The organism is Pseudomonas sp. GL_090 (assembly GCF_057837765.1).
The window spans coordinates 6,053,788-6,080,321 of the sequence record NZ_CM174452.1 but is presented as its reverse complement, the minus strand read 5'-3'; the positions used below and the strand labels follow the sequence as shown (position 1 = coordinate 6,080,321).

The 26,534-nt window shown below is 60.5% G+C and carries 25 protein-coding genes; 17 read left to right on the top strand and 8 right to left on the bottom strand.

Translation table 11 applies throughout. The annotated features are described in order from the left end of the window. The first annotated feature begins 221 nt into the window (after positions 1-221). The 4 genes from AC3ITA_RS27535 to AC3ITA_RS27520 all read left to right on the top strand — a co-directional run bounded on the left by AC3ITA_RS27535 (position 222) and on the right by AC3ITA_RS27520 (position 4,339). Complete coding sequence (locus tag AC3ITA_RS27535) at positions 222-1,319, top strand: polyamine ABC transporter substrate-binding protein (protein WP_095945583.1); 1,098 nt, start codon at positions 222-224, stop codon at positions 1,317-1,319. A gap of 73 nt (positions 1,320-1,392) precedes the next feature. Next, entirely contained in the window at positions 1,393-2,535 is a 1,143-nt protein-coding gene (locus AC3ITA_RS27530) for an ABC transporter ATP-binding protein (RefSeq protein ID WP_150672122.1), read from the top strand. A 35-nt stretch (positions 2,536-2,570) separates the two neighbouring features. Next, a complete protein-coding gene (locus AC3ITA_RS27525) occupies positions 2,571-3,452 on the top strand; it encodes an ABC transporter permease subunit (RefSeq protein WP_172435394.1) in 882 nt (293 codons plus the stop codon). Beyond that, positions 3,449-4,339, top strand: a complete 891-nt coding sequence (locus AC3ITA_RS27520; protein ID WP_008048751.1) for an ABC transporter permease subunit — start codon at positions 3,449-3,451, stop codon at positions 4,337-4,339. Before AC3ITA_RS27525 ends, AC3ITA_RS27520 begins: the two co-directional genes overlap by 4 nt. A gap of 142 nt (positions 4,340-4,481) precedes the next feature. Here AC3ITA_RS27520 and AC3ITA_RS27515 read toward each other — a convergent pair whose 3' ends face one another. After that, on the bottom strand, positions 4,482-5,123 hold the full coding sequence (locus tag AC3ITA_RS27515; RefSeq protein WP_150672121.1) for an HD domain-containing protein: 642 nt from the start codon (positions 5,121-5,123) through the stop codon (positions 4,482-4,484). Positions 5,124-5,413: 290 nt separating this feature from the next. Between AC3ITA_RS27515 and AC3ITA_RS27510 the strand changes: the two genes are divergently transcribed. Next, complete coding sequence (locus tag AC3ITA_RS27510; protein ID WP_095945586.1) at positions 5,414-6,379, top strand: GlxA family transcriptional regulator; 966 nt, start codon at positions 5,414-5,416, stop codon at positions 6,377-6,379. A 126-nt stretch (positions 6,380-6,505) separates the two neighbouring features. On the opposite strand, the gene AC3ITA_RS27505 is transcribed toward AC3ITA_RS27510, so the two are convergent. Further along, positions 6,506-8,905 carry a penicillin acylase family protein gene (locus AC3ITA_RS27505; protein WP_414929493.1) on the bottom strand — a complete coding sequence of 800 codons (2,400 nt, stop codon included), beginning with the start codon at positions 8,903-8,905 and terminating at the stop codon, positions 6,506-6,508. 110 nt (positions 8,906-9,015) lie between these two features. After that, positions 9,016-9,597: a DUF6436 domain-containing protein gene (locus AC3ITA_RS27500; protein ID WP_150672117.1), complete on the bottom strand. Its 582-nt coding sequence runs from the start codon at positions 9,595-9,597 to the stop codon at positions 9,016-9,018. A gap of 96 nt (positions 9,598-9,693) precedes the next feature. Between AC3ITA_RS27500 and bipL the strand changes: the two genes are divergently transcribed. Beyond that, complete coding sequence (gene bipL, locus AC3ITA_RS27495) at positions 9,694-10,641, top strand: phospholipase BipL (protein WP_095945597.1); 948 nt, start codon at positions 9,694-9,696, stop codon at positions 10,639-10,641. A gap of 49 nt (positions 10,642-10,690) precedes the next feature. Here the strand turns inward: bipL and AC3ITA_RS27490 are convergent, their stop codons facing one another. Then, positions 10,691-11,443, bottom strand: coding sequence for a DUF2059 domain-containing protein (locus AC3ITA_RS27490; protein WP_150672115.1), 753 nt, complete (start codon positions 11,441-11,443; stop codon positions 10,691-10,693). A 108-nt stretch (positions 11,444-11,551) separates the two neighbouring features. Here AC3ITA_RS27490 and AC3ITA_RS27485 point away from each other — a divergent pair, with 108 nt between their 5' ends. Both AC3ITA_RS27485 and AC3ITA_RS27480 read left to right on the top strand, forming a co-directional pair. After that, positions 11,552-12,184, top strand: coding sequence for a 2OG-Fe(II) oxygenase (locus AC3ITA_RS27485; RefSeq protein ID WP_150672114.1), 633 nt, complete (start codon positions 11,552-11,554; stop codon positions 12,182-12,184). A gap of 2 nt (positions 12,185-12,186) precedes the next feature. Next, positions 12,187-12,672 carry a 2-thiouracil desulfurase family protein gene (locus AC3ITA_RS27480; RefSeq protein ID WP_095945600.1) on the top strand — a complete coding sequence of 162 codons (486 nt, stop codon included), beginning with the start codon at positions 12,187-12,189 and terminating at the stop codon, positions 12,670-12,672. Between the two features lie 142 nt (positions 12,673-12,814). Here AC3ITA_RS27480 and AC3ITA_RS27475 read toward each other — a convergent pair whose 3' ends face one another. Beyond that, a complete protein-coding gene (locus AC3ITA_RS27475) occupies positions 12,815-13,399 on the bottom strand; it encodes a transporter substrate-binding domain-containing protein (protein ID WP_095945601.1) in 585 nt (194 codons plus the stop codon). A gap of 135 nt (positions 13,400-13,534) precedes the next feature. Here AC3ITA_RS27475 and AC3ITA_RS27470 point away from each other — a divergent pair, with 135 nt between their 5' ends. Further along, entirely contained in the window at positions 13,535-13,960 is a 426-nt protein-coding gene (locus tag AC3ITA_RS27470) for a DUF4399 domain-containing protein (protein WP_095945602.1), read from the top strand. Positions 13,961-14,021: 61 nt separating this feature from the next. On the opposite strand, the gene serA is transcribed toward AC3ITA_RS27470, so the two are convergent. After that, on the bottom strand, positions 14,022-15,251 hold the full coding sequence (gene serA / locus AC3ITA_RS27465; protein ID WP_095945603.1) for a phosphoglycerate dehydrogenase: 1,230 nt from the start codon (positions 15,249-15,251) through the stop codon (positions 14,022-14,024). A 206-nt stretch (positions 15,252-15,457) separates the two neighbouring features. Here serA and AC3ITA_RS27460 point away from each other — a divergent pair, with 206 nt between their 5' ends. From AC3ITA_RS27460 to AC3ITA_RS27445, 4 genes are all read left to right on the top strand, one after another. After that, a complete protein-coding gene (locus AC3ITA_RS27460; protein WP_095945604.1) occupies positions 15,458-16,852 on the top strand; it encodes an FAD-binding oxidoreductase in 1,395 nt (464 codons plus the stop codon). Between the two features lie 38 nt (positions 16,853-16,890). After that, entirely contained in the window at positions 16,891-17,556 is a 666-nt protein-coding gene (locus AC3ITA_RS27455) for a fumarylacetoacetate hydrolase family protein (protein WP_095945605.1), read from the top strand. Between the two features lie 257 nt (positions 17,557-17,813). Further along, a complete protein-coding gene (locus AC3ITA_RS27450; RefSeq protein ID WP_489278907.1) occupies positions 17,814-18,740 on the top strand; it encodes an SdiA-regulated domain-containing protein in 927 nt (308 codons plus the stop codon). 106 nt (positions 18,741-18,846) lie between these two features. After that, a complete protein-coding gene (locus AC3ITA_RS27445; protein WP_414929497.1) occupies positions 18,847-19,764 on the top strand; it encodes an SdiA-regulated domain-containing protein in 918 nt (305 codons plus the stop codon). 147 nt (positions 19,765-19,911) lie between these two features. Here the strand turns inward: AC3ITA_RS27445 and rpiA are convergent, their stop codons facing one another. Further along, the gene (gene rpiA, locus AC3ITA_RS27440; RefSeq protein ID WP_095945335.1) at positions 19,912-20,586 is read right to left on the bottom strand and encodes a ribose-5-phosphate isomerase RpiA; all 675 of its coding nucleotides are present in this window, start codon (positions 20,584-20,586) and stop codon (positions 19,912-19,914) included. A 267-nt stretch (positions 20,587-20,853) separates the two neighbouring features. Between rpiA and ilvA the strand changes: the two genes are divergently transcribed. Further along, positions 20,854-22,368, top strand: a complete 1,515-nt coding sequence (gene ilvA / locus AC3ITA_RS27435; RefSeq protein WP_008048261.1) for a threonine ammonia-lyase, biosynthetic — start codon at positions 20,854-20,856, stop codon at positions 22,366-22,368. A gap of 41 nt (positions 22,369-22,409) precedes the next feature. Further along, positions 22,410-22,835 (top strand): DUF2269 domain-containing protein, encoded by a 426-nt coding sequence (locus AC3ITA_RS27430; protein WP_095945333.1) that lies wholly within the window; start codon positions 22,410-22,412, stop codon positions 22,833-22,835. A gap of 93 nt (positions 22,836-22,928) precedes the next feature. Here AC3ITA_RS27430 and AC3ITA_RS27425 read toward each other — a convergent pair whose 3' ends face one another. Then, complete coding sequence (locus AC3ITA_RS27425; RefSeq protein ID WP_095945332.1) at positions 22,929-23,585, bottom strand: histidinol-phosphatase; 657 nt, start codon at positions 23,583-23,585, stop codon at positions 22,929-22,931. A gap of 143 nt (positions 23,586-23,728) precedes the next feature. Between AC3ITA_RS27425 and AC3ITA_RS27420 the strand changes: the two genes are divergently transcribed. Then, entirely contained in the window at positions 23,729-24,208 is a 480-nt protein-coding gene (locus tag AC3ITA_RS27420) for an RNA pyrophosphohydrolase (RefSeq protein ID WP_003229203.1), read from the top strand. A gap of 22 nt (positions 24,209-24,230) precedes the next feature. After that, complete coding sequence (gene ptsP / locus AC3ITA_RS27415) at positions 24,231-26,510, top strand: phosphoenolpyruvate--protein phosphotransferase (RefSeq protein ID WP_095945331.1); 2,280 nt, start codon at positions 24,231-24,233, stop codon at positions 26,508-26,510. Positions 26,511-26,534: the final 24 nt, after the last annotated feature.

The window sequence follows — 26,534 nt, the reverse complement described above, 5'->3', positions numbered from 1 at the left end:
CCTGCTCGCGATGAACCTGAGAGCGCCGCGGGGTGTCAGGCACCCATCGTTATCGTTGACGACCATCGCGAGCAGGCTCGCTCCCACAGGTGCAACTGCATAAAAGTTTTGCTGGAACGGTTTTTCGAGGGTAAGTTGCGCGCCGGTTTTGTTGCCGGACAACCACGGTTGTCATGTAACGCGGGGCAACTTTGGCCCAACTAATTTCAGAGGACCTCCACTTGCCTATTTTTTCTATGTTGCGTAATGCCTTGCTGGTGGGTGCCGGGCTGACAGTTGCTGTCAGTGTTCAGGCCGCCGGTACCGTGCATATTTATAACTGGTCGGACTACATCGGCGAGACCACCCTGGCCGATTTCCAGAAAGAGACCGGTATCAAGCCGGTTTATGACGTCTTTGATTCCAACGAAACCCTGGAAGGTAAATTGCTGGCCGGGCGTACCGGCTACGACGTGGTCGTGCCGTCGAACCACTTCCTCGGCAAACAGATAAAGGCCGGGGCATTCCAGAAGCTCGACAAGTCGCAACTGCCGAACTATTCCAACCTCGACCCGGTGCTGCTCAAGCGCCTGGAGCAGAACGATCCGGGCAACCTGTACGCCGTGCCGTACCTGTGGGGCACCAACGGCATCGGTTACAACGTCGACAAGGTCAAGGCTGTGCTGGGTGTCGATACGATTGATTCGTGGGGCGTACTGTTCGAGCCGGAGAACATCAAGAAGCTGCAAAGCTGTGGTGTAGCCTTCCTCGATTCCGCCGATGAAATGATGCCGACAGTGCTCAACTACATGGGCCTGAACGCTAACAGCACTGATCCCAAGGACTATGAAAAGGCCACCTCCAAGTTGCTTGCAGTGCGCCCTTACGTGACCTACTTCCACTCCTCCAAGTACATCGCGGATCTGGCCAACGGCGACATCTGCGTGGCGATCGGTTTCTCCGGCGACATCTTCCAGGCCAAGAACCGCGCCGAAGAAGCCAAGAAAGGCGTGAACATCGCCTACTCGATTCCGAAAGAAGGCGGTGCACTCTGGTTCGACATGCTGGCGATTCCGAAGGACTCGGCCAACGTCAAGCAGGCCAACGCTTTCATCAATTATTTGCTCAAGCCTGAGGTGATTGCCCAGGTCAGCGATTACGTCGGCTATGCCAACCCTAACCCGGGGTCGGACAAACTGATGGAACAGTCCATTCGCACCGACGAAGCGGTTTATCCACCGCAAGCGGTGCTCGACAAGACCTACGTGTCGGTCGAGTTACCACCGAACATTCAACGTTTGATGACCCGCAGCTGGACCAAGGTCAAGTCGGGTAAATAGCTTCAAGGCTCAAACTATCCAAGGTTGGCTCACCTTGAGCGAACTGCACTCTTTTTTTCTGGGAGTTTCGTAAATGGCAGTTGCCTCCGGCGCCTATAAGAAAGCCCTCGAGGGCGACCAGCAACCTAAACAGGTGCTGGTCAAAATCGACCGGGTCACGAAGAAGTTCGACGAGACGATTGCCGTGGACGATGTGTCCCTGGAAATCAAGAAAGGCGAGATTTTCGCCCTGCTCGGCGGTTCGGGATCGGGCAAATCCACTTTGCTGCGCATGCTCGCAGGTTTCGAACGGCCCACGGAGGGGCGCATTTTCCTCGATGGCGTAGACATCACTGACATGCCGCCCTACGAGCGGCCGATCAACATGATGTTCCAGTCCTACGCCTTGTTCCCGCACATGACCGTGGCGCAGAACATTGCCTTCGGCCTCAAGCAGGACAAGCTGCCCGCCGCTGAAGTCGATGCGCGGGTGGCCGACATGCTCAAGCTGGTACAGATGAGCCAGTACGCCAAGCGCAAGCCGCATCAGTTGTCCGGTGGCCAGCGTCAGCGTGTGGCCCTGGCCCGTTCCCTGGCCAAGCGTCCGAAGCTGCTGCTGCTCGACGAGCCGATGGGTGCACTGGATAAAAAGCTGCGTTCGCAAATGCAACTGGAGCTGGTGGAGATCATCGAGCGCGTCGGCGTAACCTGCGTCATGGTGACCCACGACCAGGAAGAGGCCATGACCATGGCCGAGCGCATCGCGATCATGCACCTGGGTTGGATCGCCCAGATCGGCAGCCCGATCGACATCTACGAAACCCCGACCAGCCGTCTGGTCTGCGAATTCATCGGTAACGTGAACATCTTCGACGGTGAAGTGATTGACGATGCCGAAGGCCACGCGATCATCACCTGCAAGGACCTCGACCGGAAGATCTACGTGGGCCACGGCATCAGCACCTCGGTGCAAGACAAATCCGTGACCTACGCGATCCGTCCGGAAAAACTGCTCGTGACCCCGACCGTGCCGACCTGCGAATACAACTGGTCCAGTGGCAAGGTGCACGACATCGCCTACCTGGGCGGGCACTCGGTGTTTTACGTCGAACTGCCAAGCGGCAAGCTGGTGCAGTCGTTCGTGGCCAACGCCGAGCGTCGCGGGCAGCGTCCGACCTGGGGTGATCAGGTCTACGTGTATTGGGAAGACGACAGCGGCGTGGTGCTGCGCTCATGAACATGCGCAAACTCAAGCGTCGACTCAATCGAATAATTCCCGGTGGCCGTCAGATGGTCATCGGGGTTCCCTTCATCTGGCTGTTCCTGTTCTTCATGCTGCCGTTCTTCATCGTATTGAAGATCAGCTTCGCCGAAGCGGACGTGGCCATTCCGCCCTACACCGAAATCTACAGCTACGCCGAGCAGAAGCTGCAGTTGCTGCTCAACCTGGGCAACTACGCGATGCTGGCCGGTGACGAGTTGTACATCGCCGCTTACCTCGGCTCGTTGAAGATGGCGCTTTTCAGCACCATCCTCTGCCTGGTGATCGGCTACCCGATGGCCTACGGTATCTCCGTTGCGCGCAAGGAAGTGCAAACGGTACTGGTGCTGCTGATCATGATGCCGACCTGGACCGCGATCCTGATCCGCGTTTACGCGTGGATGGGCATCCTCAGCAACAATGGCCTGCTCAACGGTTTCCTGATGAGCATGGGCTGGATCGACGAACCGCTGCAGATCCTCAACACCAACCTGGCGGTCTACATCGGCGTGGTTTATTCCTACCTGCCGTTCATGATCCTGCCGCTGTACGCCAACCTGGTGAAGCACGACCAGAGCCTGCTGGAAGCTGCGTCGGACCTGGGTTCGAGCACCTTCAACAGCTTCTGGAAAATCACCGTGCCGCTGTCGAAAAACGGCATCATCGCCGGCTGCATGCTGGTGTTCATCCCGGTGGTGGGCGAGTTCGTGATCCCGGAACTGCTCGGCGGTCCGGAAACCCTGATGATCGGTAAAGTGCTCTGGCAAGAGTTCTTCAACAACCGTGACTGGCCGGTGGCGTCTGCCCTGGCGGTAGTGATGCTGGCGATCCTGATTGTGCCGATCATCCTGTTCAACCGCAGTCAGGCCAAGGAAATGGAGGGTAAAGAATGAAGCGCTTCCGTTTCTCCAGCCTGATGCTGGTACTGGGTCTGTTGTTCATCTACCTGCCGATGCTGATCCTGGTGATCTACTCGTTCAACGCCTCCAAACTGGTAACGGTGTGGGGTGGCTGGTCGATCAAGTGGTACGTCGGCCTGCTCGACAACAGCCAACTGATGGGCTCGGTGGTGCGCTCGCTGGAAATCGCCTGCTACACGGCGGTGGCGGCGGTGGCACTGGGTACATTGGCGGCGTTCGTCCTGACGCGCATTACGCGCTTCAAGGGCCGCACGCTGTTCGGTGGCCTGGTGACTGCGCCGCTGGTCATGCCTGAGGTGATCACCGGTCTGTCGCTGTTGCTGCTGTTCGTGGCCATGGCGCAGATGATCGGCTGGCCGCAGGAGCGCGGCATCGTCACCATCTGGATCGCCCACACCACGTTCTGTGCGGCCTATGTGGCGGTGGTGGTGTCGGCGCGCTTGCGCGAGCTGGACCTGTCCATCGAAGAGGCGGCCATGGATCTGGGTGCGCGGCCGTGGAAGGTGTTTTTCCTGATCACCATCCCGATGATCGCGCCTTCGCTGGCGGCGGGCGGCATGATGTCCTTCGCGTTGTCCCTCGATGACCTTGTGCTGGCGAGCTTCGTGTCGGGCCCGGGTTCCACGACCCTGCCGATGGAAGTTTTCTCGGCGGTACGTCTGGGGGTCAAGCCCGAGATCAACGCCGTGGCCAGTCTGATCCTGTTGGCGGTGTCCATCGTGACTTTCATGGTCTGGTTCTTCAGCCGTCGTGCCGAAGAAAGCCGCAAACGTGCGATCCAGCAAGCAATCGAAGAGGCAGCAGCCGATTCGTGGAAGCAACCGGATGTGCGTCGCGCACAGGCGCCGGAAGCGGCTTGAGCCTGAAGTCGGGTTGGCCACGGCTTTGTGGTCTACCCAATCCCCCTGTAGGAGCGAGCCTGCTCGCGATGACGGAGTGTCAGTCGACTGAATTGTTGCCTGACACAGCGCTATCGCGAGCAGGCTCGCTCCTACAGTGGTTTTAGGCAATCCAGGGAGATTTGCGGATGACCTCGACGAAGTTCATCGGCTTGAACCCCGGCTCCTGATCCACCAGCACATCAGTCTTCACATTGCCGAACGTGGTCTGGGGGCGATGACGCAAGCCGTCGGCAAACGCGCAGATGATGCACTCCTTGAATCCCTCGCCCCGTGGATGCGCATGCACCACTGCTTCGCGCTGCGCGCTGGAAAATGCTGCGTAGTCCATGCCCAGCACGTCCATCTCGACGCCCGCCGTGACCAGCGCCACGGTAGGCCGCAAGTGCCGGGGCACGCCCGGGGTGGTGTGCAGGGCAATCGATAGCCAGACCTGTTCGATGTCGTCATCGCTCAACCCGTAGGGCTTGAGGAACGCCGCTGCGGCGTTGGCACCGTCGACTTCGAAGCGCTCGTTGTCGCTGCGATGACCTTGCACCAGGCCCAGGTCATGGAACATCGCGCCGACGTACAGTAACTCCGGGTTGTAGGCCAGTTGCTTGCGCTCGCCGCTCAGTGCGCCGAACAGGAAGACCCGACGCGAGTGGTGGTAGAGCAGGTCGGACTCGATGTCACGGATGTATTCGGTGGTGGCCTTGGCCAGTGCGCTGTCGGGGATCCTGATGCCGGCGATGGTGGTGCTCATGGAATTTTCCTCGTCGTGATGAGGGTTTCAGTCTGTTCCGGTCCCCGAAACCGGACAATCGATCCATGGCTGCGATCCCGGCCAATGAGCATGCATATCGCGCCAACCTCGCTTGTTGGGCGTGGATTGGCTAGGGTGCACGCAGACCCTGTAGGAGCGAGCGTGCTCGCGATGCACGTGAGGGCACCGCGTACATCCAGACAGCCCCCGTCATCGTTGACGTCCATCGCGAGCAGGCTCGCTCCTACAGGTGAGCGTTGCATTCAGTGCCATGAGAGGCGTTTCGAACCATGAGTAAAACCGTAGCCATCGTGGTGTTCGCTGGCGTCCAGTCGCTGGACGTCACCGGCCCCATGGATGTGTTTTCCGAGGCCAATCGTTTTCTTGCTGCGCAAGATCACTATCGTCTTGAGGTGATCGGCGTCGAGCGCGGGGTGATGGCGTGCTCCAACGGTTTGGCACTCAATGCCCATCGGCATTTCAGCGAAGCGCTGGAGCCGTATGACCTGTTGCTGGTGGCTGGCGGGCCGCAGTTGCCGTTCATGGATTTCGGCATGACATTCGATGGCTGGTTGCGCGATGCCTGTGCGCGGGCCAAACGCTTTGGCTCGATTTGCAACGGCGCGTTCATGCTCGCTCGGGCGGGGTTGCTGGAGGGGCGCACGGTCACCACGCACTGGCAGGACGCCTCGGATCTGGCGGCGCTGTGTCCCTCGTCCCGGGTGGAAGCGGATCGGCTGTATGTCGAGGACGGTGAGCTGTTCACCTCGGCCGGTGTCACTGCGGGGATCGATCTGTCGTTGTATCTGTTGGGCCGGGATCACGGGCCGGAAGTTGCACTGAGCGTCGCAAAGCGACTGGTAGTGTTCACCCAGCGTTCGGGCGGGCAGTCGCAATTCAGCCCGTTCCTTACGCCCCACGCCGAACCTACTTCTGCGGTGGCAATGGTCCAGCATTACGTGCTGGCCAATCTGACGGGCGACCTGACGATCGCTGACCTGGCCAATGCCGCCAACATGAGTGCGCGCAACTTCTCCCGGGTGTTCGCCAGGGAAGCGAAAATCACCCCGGCCGAGTTCGTTGAGCGCGCACGGGTCGATGCGGCACGGACGCTGCTGGAAAGCACCCGCGCGCCGCTCAAGACCGTGGCCTATCAATGCGGTTTTCGTGATGCTCAGCACATGCGCAGCGTGTTCAATCGCCGATTGGGAGTGACGCCGCAGCAGTTCAGGTTGCATTTTGCGGCGATGGTTTGAGCCAGGAGTTGCGTTGGTCTTGCGGGCCCCATCGCTAGCAGGCTAGCTCCCACAATGGATCTGCATGCACCGGACCAATGTGGGAGCTAGCCTGCTAGCGATGAGGCCAGTCCTGTCGACACCGAATTATGGCGCAGCCCGCGCCGGCAACAGCTTCAAGGTACTGCGGGCATTGGCCGTGACTTCTTCATCATTGAGATGCGCCTGGAAGTACATCCCCTCGATGTAGGCCTCGGCCTGATCATCATAGTGACTGTCGAACAGGACGCCGCTCTGGCCGACCGGGTTGACGGTCAGGCTGTGGGCCGGGTCGGCGAAGTCGATCAGGCGCCGGGTCGAAGGGCCGTAGGTGACAGGCCACGGAGCCGGGCCGATCTTCGCCGAGAGGTTGTTCGGCACTTCATGGCTGCCCGGTGCGGCGAAGGGGCCGACATTGAAGAACAGGTCCAGCGGCTTTTTCTGCCCCAACGGATGGCCATGGGTCAATGTGTGCGCGCTGCTCCACTGCCATTGCGAGGCGTCTGCGCCGAGGGTGCTCTTGAGGTGCGCGAGGCTGGCTTGCCAGGCGGTCTTCACCGTATCGCCCCGGGTTTCCTTGCCCTGGGTGGTGCGGTTGTCCCACCACGGTGAATCGGCGCTGGCGGCCAAGCGGGGGAGCGTGGCGTCGATCACCCGGGTCGAGAGCAGTGTTTCGAAGAAGTCGTTACCCAGCTCATCGTGCATCGTCGCGTCAGCCAGGTTGAACAGAAACTGGTTGAACAGCGTGGCGCTGGTCGAGTCGATCGGGTAATCGCCTTGCCACTGGGCCAGTTGCTCCACCAGTTTGAGTTCGGCGGGATCGCTCACCACTTCGTGCAATACCGGCAACAGCGGTGCCAACAAGCGTGGGCCGTAAGCGGTAGTGGTGCCCAGTTGCAGCTTCTGGCTGTTTTCCAGATTCCACTTGACCGCTTTGTCGCTGAGCTGACGATTGAGCTGTTGGCCACGGTCGGCAAGGTTGTAGTAGCCGGGAATCTCCATGCCGGTCGGCGACACTGGTTGGAAGTTGGCCGAGACAATGTAGCCCCGCGCCGGGTTTTCTTCCTGGGGGTTGGCCGTGAACGGGTAGAAGCCGTCCTTGTCCGCCTCGGTGGTGCTGCCGTCGAGGATGAACCACGGGCGTACACCCGCCGGGCGTTTAGGCAATTGCGCCGCCGCCCACCAGCCGATGTCACCCTTGGCATTGGCCCAGACAACGTTAAGGCCCGGGGCCTGGATTTTCGACGCGGCACCGCGGGCCTTGGCCAGGGTGTCGGCGCGATTGAGCTGGTAGAAACCTTCCAGGATCGGGTTCTGGCTTTCGAGAAACGCCCACCACATGGCAATCGGCGTTTTTCCGGCGCCGCTGCTCAAGGCATCGTTGACGATCGGGCCGTGGGGCGATTGGCGCAGCACCAGCGTCACCGGTGCCTGGCCCTTGACCGCGATCTGCTGCTCGCTGGTCGTCATGTCCACCCACTTGTCGCGATACCAGACCTGATTGGGGTTGTCCGGGTTGACCTTCTCGGCGATCAGGTCAAGGTCGTCGTTCTGGAACATGGTGATGCTCCAGCCGAAGTCGTGGTTCATGCCCAGCGAAGCGAACGGCATCAGGGCCTGATAGTGGCCGTAGAGTTCGAAGCCCGGCGCAGAGAGTTGCGCTTCGTACCACACCGACGGCGCGGAAAAGCGGATATGCGGATCACCCGCCAGCAGCGGCTTGCCGCTTTGGGTGCGGCTGCCCGCGACGACCCAGGCATTGCTGCCCTCGAACTGTGGCAGGCCGTTGTCAGCCAGGGCTTGTTCGCTCAGGCGGGCGAGGGCGTTGAGGTCCTTCCAGTCGACGCTGGCCAGAGTGGTGCCGGTCCCGTTGAGCACGCCCTTGGGCTGCCAGTCGAGATCGAAGACGCTCAGGTATTCAGGTCCCAGTTGATCGCGAACGAATGTCAGCAAGGGTTCGGTACGAAACGCGGCGGCAAAGCTGTAGGCCATGTAGCCGGCGATGCTGATGGTGTCCTGGGCCGTGAACGGGCGTTTTGGAATGCCCAGCACATCGAACTCCACGGGTTTGGCGTGGCTGCCCTGATACTGGTTGATGCCATCCAGGTAGGCCTGCATGGCGATGAAGGAGGGCGACTGCTTGTCGAGGTTCGCCAGGTAGGTTTCGGCGCGTTCGCGGATGCGCAGGCTGCGCATCAGTTTGTCGGTATCGAGCAGTTTCGGCCCGAGCACTTCAGCCAGTTCGCCACGGGCCAGGCGACGCAGGACTTCCATCTGGAACAGGCGGTCCTGGGCTTGCACATAGCCGAGGGCGCGGTACAGGTCGGTTTCGTTGTCGGCTCGGATATGCGGGACGCCGCGCTCGTCGTAGCGCACGGTGACGGAGCCTTGCAGGTGTTGCAGTTCCACCATGCCCTGGCGTGACGGCTGCTTGCTGTAGAGGTACCCGCCGGCTCCGGCGGCCAGCATGACGATCAACAGAGCGAGAGCGGTCAGGCTGTGTTTCATGGGGACTCCTTGTTGTTATGAGTGACGGCAATTCCTGGTGCCACTGTTTAACACGGCCCCTGCGTTGGATGCATCGCCCGTAGGAGGGATTCGTATTGGCGAGTCTTTCCCTATTTAGTTGGCTCGACAGGCCACGGGCAGTAACACCCCACGGCCAGTGTGTGCGTGGCACTCACCGCACGCCCCTCATCCAGCGCTTGCAGGATCGGTTCGATAAAGCTGTTGCTCGAGTTGCAGGTCAGGCCTTCGCTGTAGGGGCCGAAGTACGCCAGTTTGCCGCTGCGATCCCAGATCGCCACCGCCGGGCTGGCGGGGATCTGTTCGGAACCGGGCAGGACGTCGATGGTTTTCAGGTTGCTCAAGGTGCCCGGCAACTGGCCGTGGCTGCCGGGTTTTTGCACGGCATAGAATTCCACGCCATGGGGAACGTAGCGCTCGACCAGTTCGGTCAGGTGTTGTTGATTGCCGACATTGCACGGGCAGGCCGGGTCCCAGAAGTGCACCAGGCGGATGGCGCCGGGGCCGGCGAGGGATTCGGGAAGGCGTAGCGGATCGCCGGAAAACATCGCGGTGTGCTCGCTGAACGCCCGCAGGTAACGCCCCTGGAACCAGTTGTAGGCCGCCCACAACATGCCGGCACACACCACGGCGAGCAGGCAGGCAAACAGGGTGGCGCGAAAGGGCGAGCGCATCGGTTCAGTCCTCGAAGGTCGGCTAGCTTGCCATGCTTGCCGCGACAGATGAATATCGCAGGCCTATAAAGTCCGTTTCACGTTCTGGAATCGTCCATGCCGGCCACTTTCGACCCCGATCTTCTACGTGCAAGTCTGCTGCCATTGGCGGCCGGGCAGCCGTTGTCGGCGCAGGCGCAGGCTTACCAGCGATTCTACGGGCTGGATTTTGCTCCGCGTCAGGTGCGCAGCGGCCTTGGGCGATTCGAGGTCGACGGTTATGAGCTGGTCAGCCAGTTCTGGTGGCCCGAGCGGGCGAAGGCGACGCTGTTTGTCATCCACGGTTTCTACGACCACACCGGGCTCTACCGGCATGTGATCGAATGGGCGTTGGACCAGGACTTTGCGGTGATCGCCTGCGACTTGCCGGGGCATGGCTTGTCCAGCGGCGAACGGGCGAGCATCAAGGATTTCGCCGAGTATCAGGACGCATTGCAAGGCTTGTTCGGCGAGGCGCAATCCCTTGATTTGCCGCAACCGTGGCACCTCTGCGGGCAGAGCACCGGCGGGGCGATCGTGATCGATCATGTGTTGAATGCGGGGGCGAGCAGCCCGGCCCAAGGCCAGGTGATTCTGCTGTCGCCGCTGGTGCGGCCGCGGGCGTGGGGTTGGTCGCAGCTGAGTTATTACGTGCTCAAGCCTTTCGTCAAAGCCATTGCCCGGCGTTTTAGCGAGAACTCCAACGACCCGGCCTTTCTGCCGTTCCTGCAAGCCGATCCGTTGCAGCCGCTGCGCCTGCCGACAGCCTGGGTGGGCGCATTGGCACGCTGGATAAAACGTATCGAGGCCGCCCCCATGAGTACCCGCCGGCCGCTGATCGTGCAGGGGCAGGCTGACATGACGGTGGATTGGGAGCACAACCTGGAAGTGTTGCGGGGCAAGTTTGATCGGCCGCAGGTGCTGATGCTGCCCGAGGCGCGGCATCATCTGGCGAATGAAACACTGGTGATGCGGGAGGAGTATTTCGGGTTTTTGACCAGGCGGATCAAGGGCCGAAATCCTTAGCGCCAGTTCCGGCCCCATCGCGAGCAAGCTATCTAGAGGCTGCCGAAGATCACTGGGTCAGATTCGAATTGCTCTGCCCCACCGCCAACCCCGCCCGAATCGCAGCCAATGCGGCCTGATAATAAGCCTGGCCTTCCGTCGATTCGGCAAAGGTCGCGAACTCTTCCAGTTCGTTGTCCGACAGGTCGCGATAGACATACAGCAGCGTGTTGTTCAGGTCGCTGCCAATCTGGTCCATCAGGCGCTGGCGCTGGCCGTTGAGCATGCCCTGGGCCTGACCGGCACCGAGCAACCCCGGGATCATCGAACTCAAGCTGTCGGCGGCGACGCCGGCAATCGCCAGGCTGACTTCCGCGCCGGCCTCGCGTGCGGGCAGGGCTTGTGCCAAGTGGCCGATGATCAGCAGGCGGCTGTCGCTGGCCTGCATCTTCGGCAGACCCTTGGCGTTTTTCGCCAGTTGGTCGCGACGGGTCGCCAGCAGTTCGGCGGCGACGACCTTCTTGCCCAAAGGCGACTGGAAAAACGTCAACGCAGGTTTGGGGTCGGCGAGGTTCTTGCGCAATTGCGCTTCGGCACGCTGGTCCATCGCCTTGGCGGAAAAACGCTGATTGCTGTTATTGACCAGTGCCTGAAACACCGCCGGTGGCAGGCTACCCTGGTAGCGTTGCTGAGCGGCCGAGAGGGCGTCGCTGAAATGCGCGCGTTGTTCCGGCCAGCCGGCGACCTTGTACAACTGGTCGTGGCCGTCTGCCCAGGCGGGCAAAACGCAGAACATCAGCAGTGATAAAAGCAAACGGCGCATAGGGACTCCTGTCAGCAGGCGACTATTCTCCGTGCGGCACCCCTGCTTGTCGAGAATTCGTATCAACCCGCTGCGCGGCTCTGTCGGATTTCCGGGCACAGGAATACTATGCGCGCCATGCAAATATCCTCTGATCACCCGCTGCTGCTACGAATTGTCGACGACCTGGCCGAGCACGGCTGGTCGCAGCAGAATATTTTCCTGCCTCTGGATCTGACCCGGGCGCTGGCGGCCGAGTGTCGCAAGCGTGCCGCCGAGGGTGAGCTGGCTCCGGCCGCCGTGGGCCGTGGACCGTTTTCGGAAATCCGCGAGGGGATTCGTGGCGACCATATCCAGTGGATCGACCCCGGCCAGGCCGAGGCGTGCGACAGCTACCTGGGTTTGATGAACAGCCTTCGCGAGGCGATCAATCGTGGTCTGTTTCTCGGCCTGGAGGATTTCGAAAGCCATTTTGCGATGTACCCGCCCGGAGCCTTCTATCTGAAGCACGTCGACCGCTTTCGCGATGACGACCGGCGCATGATTTCGGCAGTGGTTTACCTCAATGACGGCTGGCTTCCTGAACACGGTGGCCAGTTGCGCATGTACCTCGACAATGATCGCGTCCAGGACGTGCAACCTATCGGTGGCTGCCTGGTGGTGTTTCTCTCCGGCGAGGTTCCCCACGAAGTCCTGCCCGCGACCCGGGATCGCCTGTCGCTGACCGGCTGGTTCCGCCGGCGCGGCAACGAGCCGTTCTGATCATGCGGAAAATTCTCGTCAGCCGTTGCCTGTTGGGCCATCGGGTTCGTTACGACGGCGGGGCCAGCGGGCCGTTCGATCAACTTCAGCAGTGGCTTGACGAGGGCAGGGTCGTGCCGTTGTGCCCGGAAGTGGCCGGCGGTTTGCCAACGCCTCGGGCGGCGGCGGAAATTCCAGGCGGGCAGGGCACGCAAGTCCTCGATGGCCAGGCGTTGGTGATCACCACCGAGGGCGAGGACGTCAGTGCGCAGTTTCTGTCGGGGGCGTATCAGGCACTGGAGTTGGTGCAGAAGTATGGCATCCGCATCGCCGTCCTCAAGGCCAACAGCCCGTCCTGCGGCAATCTGCTGACCTATGACGGGACGTTCAGCGGCGTGAAGGTCAGTGGCGAGGGCGTGACGGCGGCGCTACTCAAGCGCCACGGGGTGCAGGTGTTCAGTGAGCTGGAGTTGCCGCAAGCGGCGCGGGCATTGGCAACACTCGATTAACGAGCGACACAAGACACTGTGGGAGCGAGCCTGCTCGCGCGATGAGGCCAGTCCAGCAAACATGGATGTTTGAATGTCAGGCCGCCATCGCGAGCAGGCTCGCTCCTACAGGATCAGCTTTCAGTCCAGACCTGCAACAACTTCAAGGTTTGGGTACCACACCCGCTTCCGCCCCCAACCACTTCTGCTCCAACGCTTGCAGTCGCCCGTCATCCTTGATCCGCTGCAGCGCGTTCTCCAGGCTGGCATGGAACGCCGGATTACCCTTCTGAAACGGAATCGCCAGGCTCACGGCCGGGTCGGATTTGGGCTTCTCTTGCGTCAGCGACTGCACCAGCAAAATGGAGCGCGGCTCTTCTTTCTGCGCGATCAATTGCGCATGGGTTTGAATGTAAGGCTCGCTGAAGTCGAAACGATCCTTGAGATCCGGGGTCACTGCTATGTGGTTGATAGCGATGTCGTATTTGCCGCTTTCGACGCCGGTCAACAGATCGCTGCCGTCGGTGACGACAAAGTCGGCCCGGACATCGAGTTCACTTGCCAGCAGTTGGCCCAGTTCGACTTCGAAGCCGGTGAGCCTGTCGTCATCCTTGAAATTGAATGGGGGAGTGTTGGCTTCAACGGCAATGCGCAATTCGCCCCGGTCGTTGACGTCATCTATCAGTTCGGCATGAGCCAAAGGGCTCAAAAGGGGTAGCAGGCAGATCAGGCCAGGCAGAAAGCGCATGGTCACTCCTTTGAATTTATTATCGCGACCCTCTGATTCAGGCTCGCTTTGCTATGGTTGTCGAGTGCCTTCGACAACAAATGGCCATGAAGTTGTCATGGTCACGCGGATTTTACGGAAAAACTGGAGAAGAGAATGAAAACCTTTATGTCACGTGCTGCTTTGGCTGGCGTGTTGATGGGTGTTTCGGTGCTGGCCAGTGCTGCAACCCCGGCTCCGAAAGGTGCCGAAGTGTCCATCGTGTCTCCCGAGGACGGTGCGACGATTCCGCAGACAGTCGTCGTCAAGTTCGCGGTCGAGAACATTGCCCTGGCACCGGCGGGCGATACCACCAAGAACACCGGTCATCACCACGTGCTGATTGACGTCGATGAGCTGCCGGCCGCCGGTGCGCCGATCCCCAAGGATGCCAACCACCTGCATTTCGGCGGTGCGCAGACCCAGGCTGAAATAACGCTCACGCCGGGCAAACACACCTTGCAGCTTGAACTGGGCGATAGCAACCACATGCCGTTCGATCCACCGATCGTTTCCGAGAAGATCACCGTCAACGTCAAGTAACGTTGTTGCGTGAATGAAAAAGGGAGCCCGAAGGCTCCCTTTTTTGTCGCTCAGGTCGTGATCAGAACAACACACGGCTACGGATGGTGCCGTTGACGTGTTGCAGCTTCTCTTGCGCCAGGTCCGAGTACTCGGCGTCGACGTCGATTACCACGTAGCCGACTTTCTCGTTGGTCTGCAGGAACTGACCGGAGATGTTGATGCCGTTTTCGGCGAAGACCTTGTTGATCTCGCTAAGCACGCCCGGAATGTTTTCGTGGATGTGCAGCAGGCGGTGCTTGCCAGGGTGAGCCGGCAGGGCCACTTCCGGGAAGTTCACGGACGATACCGAAGTACCGTTGTCGCTGTACTTGACCAGCTTTTCCGCCACCTCCAGACCGATGTTGGCCTGGGCTTCAGCGGTGGAGCCACCGATGTGCGGGGTCAGGATCACGTTGTCCAGGCCACGCAGCGGGCTTTCGAACTCTTCGTCGTTGGAGCGTGGCTCCACCGGGAATACGTCGATGGCCGCGCCGATCAGGTGCTTGTCCTTGATCGCGTCCGCCAGGTGGTCCAGTTCGACCACGGTGCCACGGGCGGCGTTGATCAGGATGCCGCCTTTCTTGATGGCGCGGATTTCCTTCTCGCCCATCATCCACTGGGTGGCGGCGGTTTCCGGTACGTGCAGCGAAACGATGTCGGACATCGCCAGCAGTTCGTGCAGGTTGCCTACCTGAGTGGCGTTACCCAGTGGCAGCTTGGTGATGGTGTCGTAGAAGTACACCTGCATCCCCAGGCCTTCCGCCAGGACCGACAGTTGAGTACCGATCGAGCCGTAACCGACGATGCCCAGCTTCTTGCCGCGGATCTCGAAGGAGTTGGCCGCGCTCTTGATCCAGCCGCCACGGTGGCAGGAAGCATTCTTCTCAGGGATGCCGCGCAGCAGCAGGATCGCTTCGGCCAGCACCAGCTCCGCTACGGAACGGGTGTTGGAGTACGGTGCGTTGAACACCGCGATGCCGCGTTCGCGGGCAGCGTCCAGGTCGACCTGGTTGGTACCGATGCAGAAACACCCTACAGCCACGAGCTTCTTCGCGTGATCGAAGATCTCTTCGGTCAGTTGAGTGCGGGAGCGAATGCCGATGAAGTGAGCATCGGCGATCTTTTCCTTGAGCTGGGCTTCCGGCAGAGAACCAGTGAGGTACTCGATGCTGGTGTAGCCCGCCGCCTTGAGGACGTCGACAGCCGATTGGTGGACGCCTTCGAGAAGAAGGAACTTGATCTTGCTCTTATCGAGAGAAGTCTTGCTCATCTGCGTAAACCTGTATCCCGGAGAAAAATGGCAGGAAAGGGAGCAGCCCGGAGCTGACCCGCACGGCAGGAAAGCCGTCACCGCAGAACAGCCCTTGGGCACTATCCTGCGGGGTCGTTATGCTAGCATATGCACCCCGCTAAACACTCATTCCTGCGACGTGAAGCGTTCTCAGGATGACCATGAATTGTTCGAGAGTTCTGTCGATGACCAATCCTGCCCTGATTGAAGAGCTGAAGACCCTGGTTGAGCCTGGCAAGGTGCTGACCGATGCCGACTCCCTGAATGCTTACGGAAAGGATTGGACCAAGCATTTCGCCCCGGCCCCGACTGCCATCGTGTTCCCCAAGACTACCGAGCAGGTCCAGGCCATTGTCCTGTGGGCCAATAAACACAAGGTGGCGCTGGTGCCGTCCGGCGGTCGTACCGGGTTGTCTGCCGCTGCGGTGGCAGCCAGTGGCGAAGTGGTCGTGTCCTTCGACTATATGAACCAGGTCCTCGACGTGAACCTCACCGACCGCACCGCTGTTTGTCAGCCGGGCGTGGTCACCAAGCAATTGCAGAACGTCGCTGAAGAAAAAGGCCTGTACTACCCGGTGGACTTCGCATCGTCCGGCTCGAGCCAGATTGGTGGCAATATCGGCACCAATGCCGGCGGGATCAAGGTGATTCGCTATGGCATGACCCGTAACTGGGTCGCTGGCATGAAAGTGGTCACCGGCAAGGGTGACGTGCTGGAACTGAACCGTGACCTGATCAAGAACGCTACCGGCTACGACATGCGCCAGCTGTTCATTGGCGCCGAAGGCACCCTGGGGTTTGTGGTCGAAGCGACCATGCGCCTGGACCGCGCGCCGAAAAACCTCACCGCGATGGTTCTCGGCACCACCGATTTCGACTCGATCATGCCGGTGCTGCACGCTTTCCAGAGCAAGCTTGACCTGACCGCCTTCGAATTCTTCTCCGACAAAGCCCTGGCCAAAGTCATGGCTCGTGGCGATGTACCGGCGCCATTCGAAACCGATTGCCCGTTCTACGCGCTGCTGGAATTCGAAGCGACCACCGAAGAAGTGGCCAACCACGCCCTGGAAACCTTCGAGCACTGCGTCGAGCAAGGCTGGGTGCTGGACGGCGTGATGAGCCAGAGCGAAACCCAACTGCAGAACCTGTGGAAGCTGCGCGAATACATCTCCGAAACCATTTCCCACTGGACGCCGTACAAGAACGACATCTCGGTCACCGTATCGAAAGTTCCGGCATTCCTGAAGGAAATCGACGCGATCGTCGGCGAACACTACCCGGACTTCGAAATTGTCTGGTTCGGCCACATCGGCGACGGCAACCTGCACTTGAACATCCTCAAGCCGGATGACCTGAGCAAGGATGAGTTCTTCGCCAAGTGCGCCACCGTCAACAAGTGGGTGTTCGAAACCGTCGAGAAGTACAACGGTTCGATCTCTGCCGAGCACGGCGTGGGCATGACCAAGCGTGACTATCTGACCTACAGCCGCTCGCCGGTCGAGATCGAGTACATGAAAGCGGTCAAGGCGGTGTTCGACCCGAACGGCATCATGAACCCGGGCAAGATTTTCGCTGTTTGATTTTCGAACTTTAAGAGCCAAAGAAGCAGGAGTCGGTAATGAGCTATCAGCACCAGTATGTCGACGGTACGCGCATTCACTTCCCGCTGGGGAAAGTGGTGTGCATCGGCCGTAACTACGCCGAACACGCCAAGGAACTGGATAACCCGGTGCCGACCGAGCCACTGCTGTTCATCAAGCCGGGCAGTTGCGTGGTGCCGCTGGAAGGCGGTTTCAGCATTCCGACCGACCGCGGTTCGGTGCATTACGAAGCGGAAATCGCGGTATTGATCGGCAAGCCATTGTCGACCAAGCCGAGCCGTGAAGAAGTGCTCGACGCCATCTCCGGTTTCGCTCCTGCCCTGGACCTGACCCTGCGCGACAAGCAGGCCGAACTGAAATCCAAGGGCTTGCCCTGGGAAATCGCCAAGTCCTTCGATGGTGCGGCAGTGCTGGCTCCGTTCGTGTCCGGCAGCACCTTTGCCGACCTGACCGACATCGGCATCCGCCTGACCATCAACGGTGAAGTGCGCCAGGACGGCAACAGCAGCGCAATGCTCAACCCGATCGTGCCAATGATCCAGCACATGGCCGGCTGCTTCTCGTTACAGGCCGGGGACGTGATCCTCACCGGCACGCCGGTGGGCGTTGGTCCGCTGAATGTCGGTGACGAGATCGTTCTGGAATTGCCGGGCGCCAGCAGTTTCACCAGCAGCGTTCGCTAGTTGTAACACCGCTGTACCCTGTGGGAGCGAGCTTGCTCGCGATAGCGGTGTGTCATCCAATATCTTTGTTGGCTGACACGCCCCCATCGCGAGCAGGCTCGCTCCCACATTGGTTTTGCCGTGGCATGTAGATTGCCCGCCCTGTCATTTCCCGTTTTTTTCACATCCGGTCTGGATAATTTCAGGGCTATTGGCCTCTGAGCCGGCCCCAAACTGTGCTATTACCCCTAGCCTGAATTTCTGGAACGCATTCCCCGATGGCCACTCCTCCGCTTTCCATGCTTGAACCTGCCCGCCGCTCGCGCTTCGCCCTGCGTTGGCACACCTGGCTGCTGTTGGTGGCTGTTGTCGCCTACGGTGTTGCATTCGCCATGCACTGGGATTCCCGGGGCGTGCTCTGGGTGAAAGAGCAATTCAAGAGCCCGGCCGAGCGTCAGTCCAGTATCTGGCTCCCCGACTATCGGGCGGTGATCGATGCCAAGCCGTTGCCGGGCATGGAGAAGGATGAAGCATCGGACGTGGCCTACGACCCACAGACCAAGACGCTGTTTTCGGTCATGGGCAAGAACCCGTTCCTGGTCGAATTGAACTTGCAGGGCGATGTGTTGCGCAAAATGCCGTTGGTCGGCTGGAGCAACCCTGAGGGCGTCACGGTGCTGGGTGACGGTCGGCTGGCCATTGTCGATGAGCGCGAGCATCTGATCGCTATCGTCAAGGTCGATGCCGACACCCGCGAACTGAACATCGCCGATTTCCCGAAGTACGACCTCGGGCCTTCCAAGGACCAGAACAAGGCCTTTGAGGCTGTCACCTGGGACCCGAGCAATCAGCAACTGTTGCTGGGCGAAGAGCGCCCGCCGGCATTGTTTGCCTGGAAAGGCGATGGCAAGGTCCTGACCGGCGACAAGCTGAAACTGGCCAGCCATGCACTGGACATGCGCAACTTGTCTGCCCTGGCCGTCGATCCACGGACCGGCCACATGCTGGTGTTGTCCGCCGACTCGCACCTGTTGCTGGAGCTGGACAAGAAGGGTGAGCAGGTCAGTTTCATCACCCTGCTGCGTGGCTTCAACGGCCTGAAAAATACCATTCCCCGTGCCGAAGGCGTAACCATGGATGAAGCGGGTACGCTGTACATGGTGAGTGAACCGAATCTGTTTTATCGCTTCGAAAAACAGAAGTAACCAACGCCTGCGCTGATTGCCTGTACGTAAAAGGCCAGCGGCCATTAAGCTTCAGTTCAGACGGGCGTGATATTTCATCCGCCTGTTTTGACCCGAGCCCGCCCGAATGCGTCGATTTGCCCGCCCCAAATCCCTGATTCTGATCTTGTCGGTGGTCATGCTGATCGCGTTGATAGCGATCGCCCAGTACATGCGCCTGTTCGAGCGCACCTGGTTCAATCTGCATGCGCTGTGGCAGCCGGTGAGTTCCCGGTCCATGGGCCTGGACCAATATCAGGTCGTGACCGAGGCGCAGGTGATCGATGGCCTGGCCGACAACGTTTCAGCGCTGACCTACGACCCGGTGCGCAAAAGCCTGTTCACCGTCACCAACAAACGGAGCGAGCTGGTCGAGTTGTCCCTCGACGGCAGGATCTTGCGTCGTGTGGCGCTGGTCGGTTTCGGCGATCCGGAGGCGGTGGAGTTCATCAGCGAGGACATCTACGTGGTCACTGACGAAAGCCAGCAGCGGCTGATCAAGATTCGTCTGGAGCAGGACACCACTTTCGTCGATGCGGCAGACGCCGAGCAGATGACCATTGGCGTACACATGGGCGGCAACAAGGGCTTCGAGGGGCTGGCTTACGATTCTGTGGGCAAGCGCCTGTTCGTCGCCAAGGAGCGCAACCCGATGCTGATCTACGAGGTGCACGGTTTTCCGCGCTTCAATCCTGAAGAATCCTACTCGGTGCATGTGATCAACGACCCCAAGCGTGATGCCGGGATGTTCGTGCGGGATCTGTCGAGCCTGCAATACGACGAGCGCAGCGGGCATTTGCTGGCGCTGTCGGATGAGTCGCGATTGATTCTGGAACTGGATGTGGATGGGCGGCCATTGAGCACAATGTCATTGAGCAAGGGACGCCATGGCCTGCAAAAAACCGTGCCGCAAGCGGAGGGGATCGCCGTGGACGACGACGGTGCGTTGTATATCGTCAGCGAGCCGAATCTGTTCTACGTGTTCAAGAAACCCGCGCAACTCTAAACCAACACCCCATACCAATGTGGGAGCGAGCTTGCTCGCGAAAGCGGTGTATCAGTCGAGATTGATTTCAACTGACAGTCCGTTATCGCGAGCTGGCTCGCTCCCACAGGTATTTCGTCTGCCCTCAAATCAGGTGGGCAGATTGGCTTACTCGGCGCGCAGTGTCTTCACGCCTTCGCTCGTACCCAGCAACAACAGATCCGCCGGACGCGCCGCGAACAGACCATTGGTGACTACGCCGACGATCGCATTGATCTGCGTCTCCAGTTCCACCGGATTGGTGATCTGCATGTTGAACACGTCGAGGATGATGTTGCCGTTGTCGGTCAGCACGCCTTCGCGGTAAACCGGGTCGCCGCCGAGCTTCACCAGTTCGCGAGCCACATGGCTGCGGGCCATCGGGATCACTTCCACCGGCAGCGGGAAAGCACCGAGGACCGGCACCAGCTTGCTGGCATCGGCGATACAGATGAAGGTCTTGGCCACGGCCGCGACAATCTTCTCACGGGTCAGGGCAGCGCCGCCGCCCTTGATCAGGTTCAGGTGCTCGTCGCTTTCATCGGCGCCGTCGACATAGAACTCCAGGTCGCTGACGGTGTTCAGTTCGTACACCGGAATCCCGTGGCCCTTGAGGCGCGCGGCGGTGGCTTCGGAGCTGGCGACGGCACCGTCGAATGCGCCCTTGTGCCTGGCCAGCGCGTCGATGAAACAGTTGGCGGTGGAGCCGGTGCCGACCCCGACGATGCTCTTGTCGTCGAGTTTCGGAAGGATGAAGTCGACGGCGGCCTGAGCCACTGCCTGTTTGAGTTGATCCTGGTTCATGCGGGCTCCGGAGTGCCGAGGAGGGGACGAAAGGCCGGCATTATAGGCTTCGAGGCAGGGAAGGTCATTGTCCGATTGGCAGGTCGACCGTTCCTTGTAGGAGCGAGCGTGCTCGCGATGGTCGTGAACGATAACGCGTGAAAATAGATGTGCAGCGGTGCCATTGCGTTTTTCGCGAGCAAGCTCGCTCCTACAACAGGTGGTCGTGCGGCCAAAATGCGGGTTAGACTCCGTGGTCCCGCCCAACCCGCTCAGTGATGCTTTCCGATGCTTGAACAGTACGTCAAAAAGATCCTCACCTCGCGCGTTTATGACGTTGCCGTAGAAACTCCGTTGCAGACCGCCCGTCAGCTCTCCGAGCGGCTGGGCAACAGCATTTGGCTCAAGCGCGAAGACTTGCAGCCGGTGTTCTCCTTCAAGATTCGCGGCGCCTACAACAAGTTGACCCAGTTGAGCGACGAAGAGCGCGCTCGCGGTGTGGTCACCGCGTCGGCGGGCAACCATGCCCAGGGCCTGGCCCTGGCGGCGAAGGTGTTGGGCGTGAAAGCGACCATCGTCATGCCCAAGACCACCCCGGAGATCAAGGTCGAAGGCGTGCGCTCCCGTGGCGGCAAAGTGGTGCTGCACGGCGATTCGTTCCCGGAAGCCCTGGCCTACTCGCTGAAACTGGTCGACGAAAAAGGCTACGTCTACATTCACCCGTACGACGACCCCCACACCATTGCCGGGCAGGGCACCGTGGCGATGGAGATTCTGCGCCAGCACCCGCAGCCACTGGATGCGATTTTCGTCCCGGTGGGCGGCGGCGGCCTGATCGCCGGCATCGCGGCTTATGTGAAGTACCTGCGCCCGGACATCAAGGTCATTGGTGTCGAGCCGGATGATTCCAATTGCCTGCAAGCCGCCATGGCGGCTGGCGAACGCGTGGTGCTGCCGACCGTGGGCCTTTTCGCTGACGGCGTTGCGGTGGCCCAGATCGGTCAGCACACCTTCGACATCTGCAAAGACCATGTCGACGAAGTGATCACCGTCAGCACCGACGAAATCTGCGCCGCCATCAAGGATATCTACGACGATACCCGCTCGATCACCGAACCTGCCGGCGCCTTGGGCGTGGCCGGGATCAAGAAATATGTCGAGCAGCGTGGCGTCAGCGGCCAGACCTTCGTGGCCATCGACTCCGGGGCCAACGTCAACTTCGATCGCCTGCGCCACGTCGCCGAGCGTGCGGAGCTGGGTGAAGGCCGCGAAGCGATCATCGCCGTGACCATTCCCGAGAAGCCAGGCAGCTTCAAGGCGTTCTGCGAGGCCATTGGCAAGCGCCAGATCACCGAATTCAACTACCGCTACAACACCGGCAGCGAAGCGCACATCTTCGTCGGCGTACAGACTCACCCGGAAAACGACCCGCGCAGCGCGTTGATCGCCAGCCTGAGCGAACAGGGTTTCCCGGTGCTGGACCTGACCGACAACGAACTGGCCAAGCTGCACATCCGCCACATGGTGGGCGGACGTGCGGCGCACGTGGTCGATGAAGTGATCCTGCGTTTCGAATTCCCGGAGCGTCCGGGCGCGCTGTTCAACTTCCTCAACAAGCTGGGCGGGCGCTGGAACATTTCGATGTTCCACTACCGCAACCATGGCGCGGCCGATGGCCGTGTCGTCGCGGGCCTGCAAGTGCCCCACGACGAGCGCCACCTGGTGCCGGCGGCACTGGAAGAAATCGGTTACCCGTACTGGGATGAAAGCGACAACCCGGCCTATCAGCTGTTTCTTGGCTGAACGGCTATGCTGACGGGCAAGGCAATTAAGGAAATCTGACAATGGAAACGTTAACGGCCCTGAAAGCGGCGCACATGGTGGCAACGGTTGTACTGCTGGCTTGTGCGCTGGGGCTGGGAATCTGGGTTTTGCTTGCGCGGCGCAAGGGTGACGCGACGGCGGGTAGTCGTACATTGCAGCGGCCAAGGGGGTTTGTCTGGCTGCTGATGGGCCTGGCGCTGCTGAGCATGCCGTTTACCGGCTGGTGGATGGTGCATCTGGTGGGTTGGCCACTGGGGCAGACCTGGCTGCTGGCGTCGAGCGTGCTGTACACCGTGGCGACACTGGCGTGGTTCTGGCTGCTGGTGCGGCTGAACAAACTGCGCAAGACGCCGGGTGGCGTGGGGAAATTCACCTTTGCCTTGGCGTTGTTCAGTTTTGTCTGCTTTATCGCCATTGCCGGGTTGATGGGGGCCAAGCCTGTTTAAGGCTGAAGACTGTATCGACCCAATCGCGAGCAGGCTCACTCCTACAGGGGAACGCATTCCAATGTAGGAGTGAGCCTGCTCGCGATAGCAATTTTAGTCGCGCAACGAAATCACCGGCCAACCCCGCTTCTCGGCCTCGGCCCGCAGATTCGGGTCCGGATCAACCGCCACCGCATGAGTCACCTGCTCCAGCAATGGCAAATCATTCATCGAGTCGCTATAGAAGTAGCTGTCTTCCAGCGTAAACCCGGTCTCCTCCAGCCAGCGATTCAATCGCGTCACCTTGCCTTCGCGGAAGCACGGCACGTCGGTGCTGCGCCCGGTGTAGCGGCCGTCGAGCATTTCGCATTCGGTGGCGATCAGGGTTTCGACGCCCAGGCGCTCGGCAATCGGCCCGGTGACGAAGCGGTTGGTGGCGGTGATGATGACCAGTTTGTCCCCGGCCGCGCGGTGCTTGGCCAGCAACTCGATGGCCTTGGGCAGGAGGATCGGTTCGATGCAGTCGCGCATGTAATCGCTGTGCCACTGATCCAGCGTGGCCATTTCGGTGCGGCCGAGGACTTCCAGGCAGAAGTTCAGGTAAGCAGCGTTATCCAGTTTGCCGGCCAGGTAATCCTGGTAGAACTCATCGTTGCGTGCCTTGTAGGCGACGGCGTCGAGAAAGCCGCGCTCGCACAGGTAATCGCCCCAGGCGTGATCGCTGTCACCGCCCAGAAGGGTGTTGTCCAAATCGAATAAAGCCAGGCGCATTACAGTTACCCGCTGAAAAGTCAGTAAAAAGGCGACAAGAATACGGTCTTTTCACAAGAGTGCACATAAGGTAGGAACCTTCGTTGCCGCCTTCACAACCTTTGTGGAACAATGCGGCGACATGCGTTTGCGAGGTTGTTGCCGTGATCGACCCCGATGGTTTTCGCCCCAATGTCGGGATCATTCTGACGAATGACGCCGGCCAGGTGCTATGGGCTCGCCGAATCAATCAAGATGCCTGGCAATTTCCGCAGGGGGGGATCAACCCCGAGGAGACGCCGGAAGACGCCTTGTACCGCGAGCTGAACGAAGAAGTTGGCCTTGAGCGCGAAGATGTTGAAATTCTCGCCTGCACCCGGGGCTGGTTGCGCTATCGTTTGCCGCAACGTCTGGTACGTACCCACAGCCAACCGCTGTGCATCGGCCAGAAACAGAAATGGTTTCTCCTGCGCCTGATCTCCAACGAGCAGCGGGTGCGGATGGATTTGACCGGTAAACCGGAGTTCGATGGCTGGCGCTGGGTCAGCTATTGGTATCCGTTGGGCCAGGTGGTGACATTCAAGCGCGAGGTGTATCGACGCGCTCTCAAAGAGCTTGCCCCGCGCCTTTTAGCGCGCGACTGACGACGGAGTTCGACCCCGAGCCATGCTCAATACGCTGCGCAAGATCGTCCAGGAAGTTAACTCCGCCAAGGATCTCAAGGCGGCGTTGGGGATTATTGTGTTGCGCGTCAAAGAGGCCATGGGCAGCCAGGTCTGCTCGGTCTACCTGCTTGATCCGGAGACCAACCGGTTCGTGCTGATGGCCACCGAGGGCTTGAACAAGCGCTCGATCGGCAAGGTCAGCATGGCCCCCAACGAAGGTCTGGTGGGTCTGGTCGGCACGCGTGAAGAACCCCTGAACCTCGAAAACGCCGCGGACCACCCGCGCTACCGCTACTTCGCCGAAACCGGTGAAGAGCGCTACGCCTCGTTCCTCGGTGCGCCGATCATTCACCACCGCCGCGTCGTCGGCGTGTTGGTCATCCAGCAAAAAGAACGTCGCCAGTTCGATGAAGGGGAAGAAGCCTTCCTCGTGACCATGAGCGCGCAGCTCGCCGGTGTTATCGCCCACGCCGAAGCCACTGGTTCGATCCGTGGCCTCGGTCGTCAGGGCAAGGGCATTCAGGAAGCCAAGTTCATTGGCGTGCCGGGTTCGCCAGGTGCGGCGGTCGGTACGGCGGTGGTCATGCTGCCACCGGCCGATCTGGACGTGGTGCCGGACAAAGCCATCAGCGACATCGAAGCCGAGCTCAAGCTGTTCAAGACCGCCATCGAAGGCGTACGCGCCGACATGCGCGCGCTGTCCGCCAAGCTAGCAACGCAGTTGCGCCCGGAAGAGCGGGCCTTGTTCGACGTCTACTTGATGATGCTCGACGATGCAGCGCTGGGCAGCGAAGTCACCACCGTGATCAAGACCGGCCAGTGGGCCCAGGGTGCGTTGCGCCAGGTGGTCACCGATCACGTCAACCGTTTCGAATTGATGGACGACGCTTACCTGCGCGAGCGTGCCTCGGACGTGAAGGATCTCGGCCGTCGCTTGCTGGCTTACTTGCAGGAAGAGCGCCAGCAAACCCTGGTCTACCCCGACAACACTATTCTGGTCAGCGAAGAACTGACGCCGGCGATGCTCGGCGAGGTGCCGGAAGGCAAGCTGGCCGGCCTGGTGTCGGTGCTTGGCTCCGGTAACTCCCACGTCGCCATCCTCGCCCGCGCCATGGGCATCCCGACCGTGATGGGCCTGGTCGACCTGCCGTACTCCAAGGTCGACGGCATCCAGATGATCGTCGACGGTTACCACGGCGAGGTCTACACCAACCCGAGTGAAGTGCTGCGCAAGCAGTTCGCCGAGGTGGTCGAGGAAGAGAAGCAACTGGCCCTGGGGCTGGATGCGCTGCGCGATCTGCCGTGCGTAACGGTCGATGGCCACCGCATGCCGCTGTGGGTCAACACCGGCCTGCTGGCGGATGTGGCGCGCGCGCAGAAGCGCGGTGCCGAAGGCGTGGGCCTGTACCGCACCGAAGTGCCGTTCATGATCAACCAGCGCTTCCCGAGCGAAAAGGAACAACTGGCGATCTACCGCGAACAACTGGCCGCGTTCCATCCGCAACCGGTGACCATGCGAACCCTGGACATCGGCGGCGACAAATCGCTGTCGTACTTCCCGATCAAGGAAGACAACCCGTTCCTCGGCTGGCGCGGCATTCGCGTCACTCTCGACCATCCGGAAATCTTCCTGGTGCAGACCCGCGCCATGCTCAAGGCCAGTGAAGGCCTGAACAACCTGCGCATCCTGCTGCCGATGATCTCCGGCACCCACGAGCTGGAAGAAGCCTTGCACCTGATCCACCGCGCCTGGGGCGAAGTCCGTGACGAGGGCTGCGACGTACCGATGCCGCCGATTGGCGTGATGATCGAGATTCCGGCGGCGGTGTACCAGACCAAGGAACTGGCGCGGCAAGTGGACTTCCTGTCGGTCGGTTCCAACGACCTGACCCAGTACCTGTTGGCCGTGGACCGCAACAACCCGCGGGTGGCCGACCTCTACGACTACCTGCACCCGGCGGTGCTGCAAGCGTTGCAAACTGTTGTGCGCGATGCCCATGCCGAAGGCAAGCCAGTGAGTATCTGCGGTGAAATGGCCGGTGATCCGGCGGCGGCGGTGCTGTTGATGGCAATGGGTTTCGACAGCCTGTCGATGAACGCCACCAACCTGCCGAAAGTGAAGTGGATGCTGCGCCAGATCAACCTGAGCAAGGCCAGGGAGTTGCTGGCGGAACTGATGACCATCGACAACCCGCAAGTGATTCACAGCTCGCTGCAACTGGCGCTGAAGAACCTCGGGTTGGCGCGGATGATCAATCCGGCAGCAATCAAGCCCCTCTAGAGTTGCGGCGCCCCATTCGCGAGC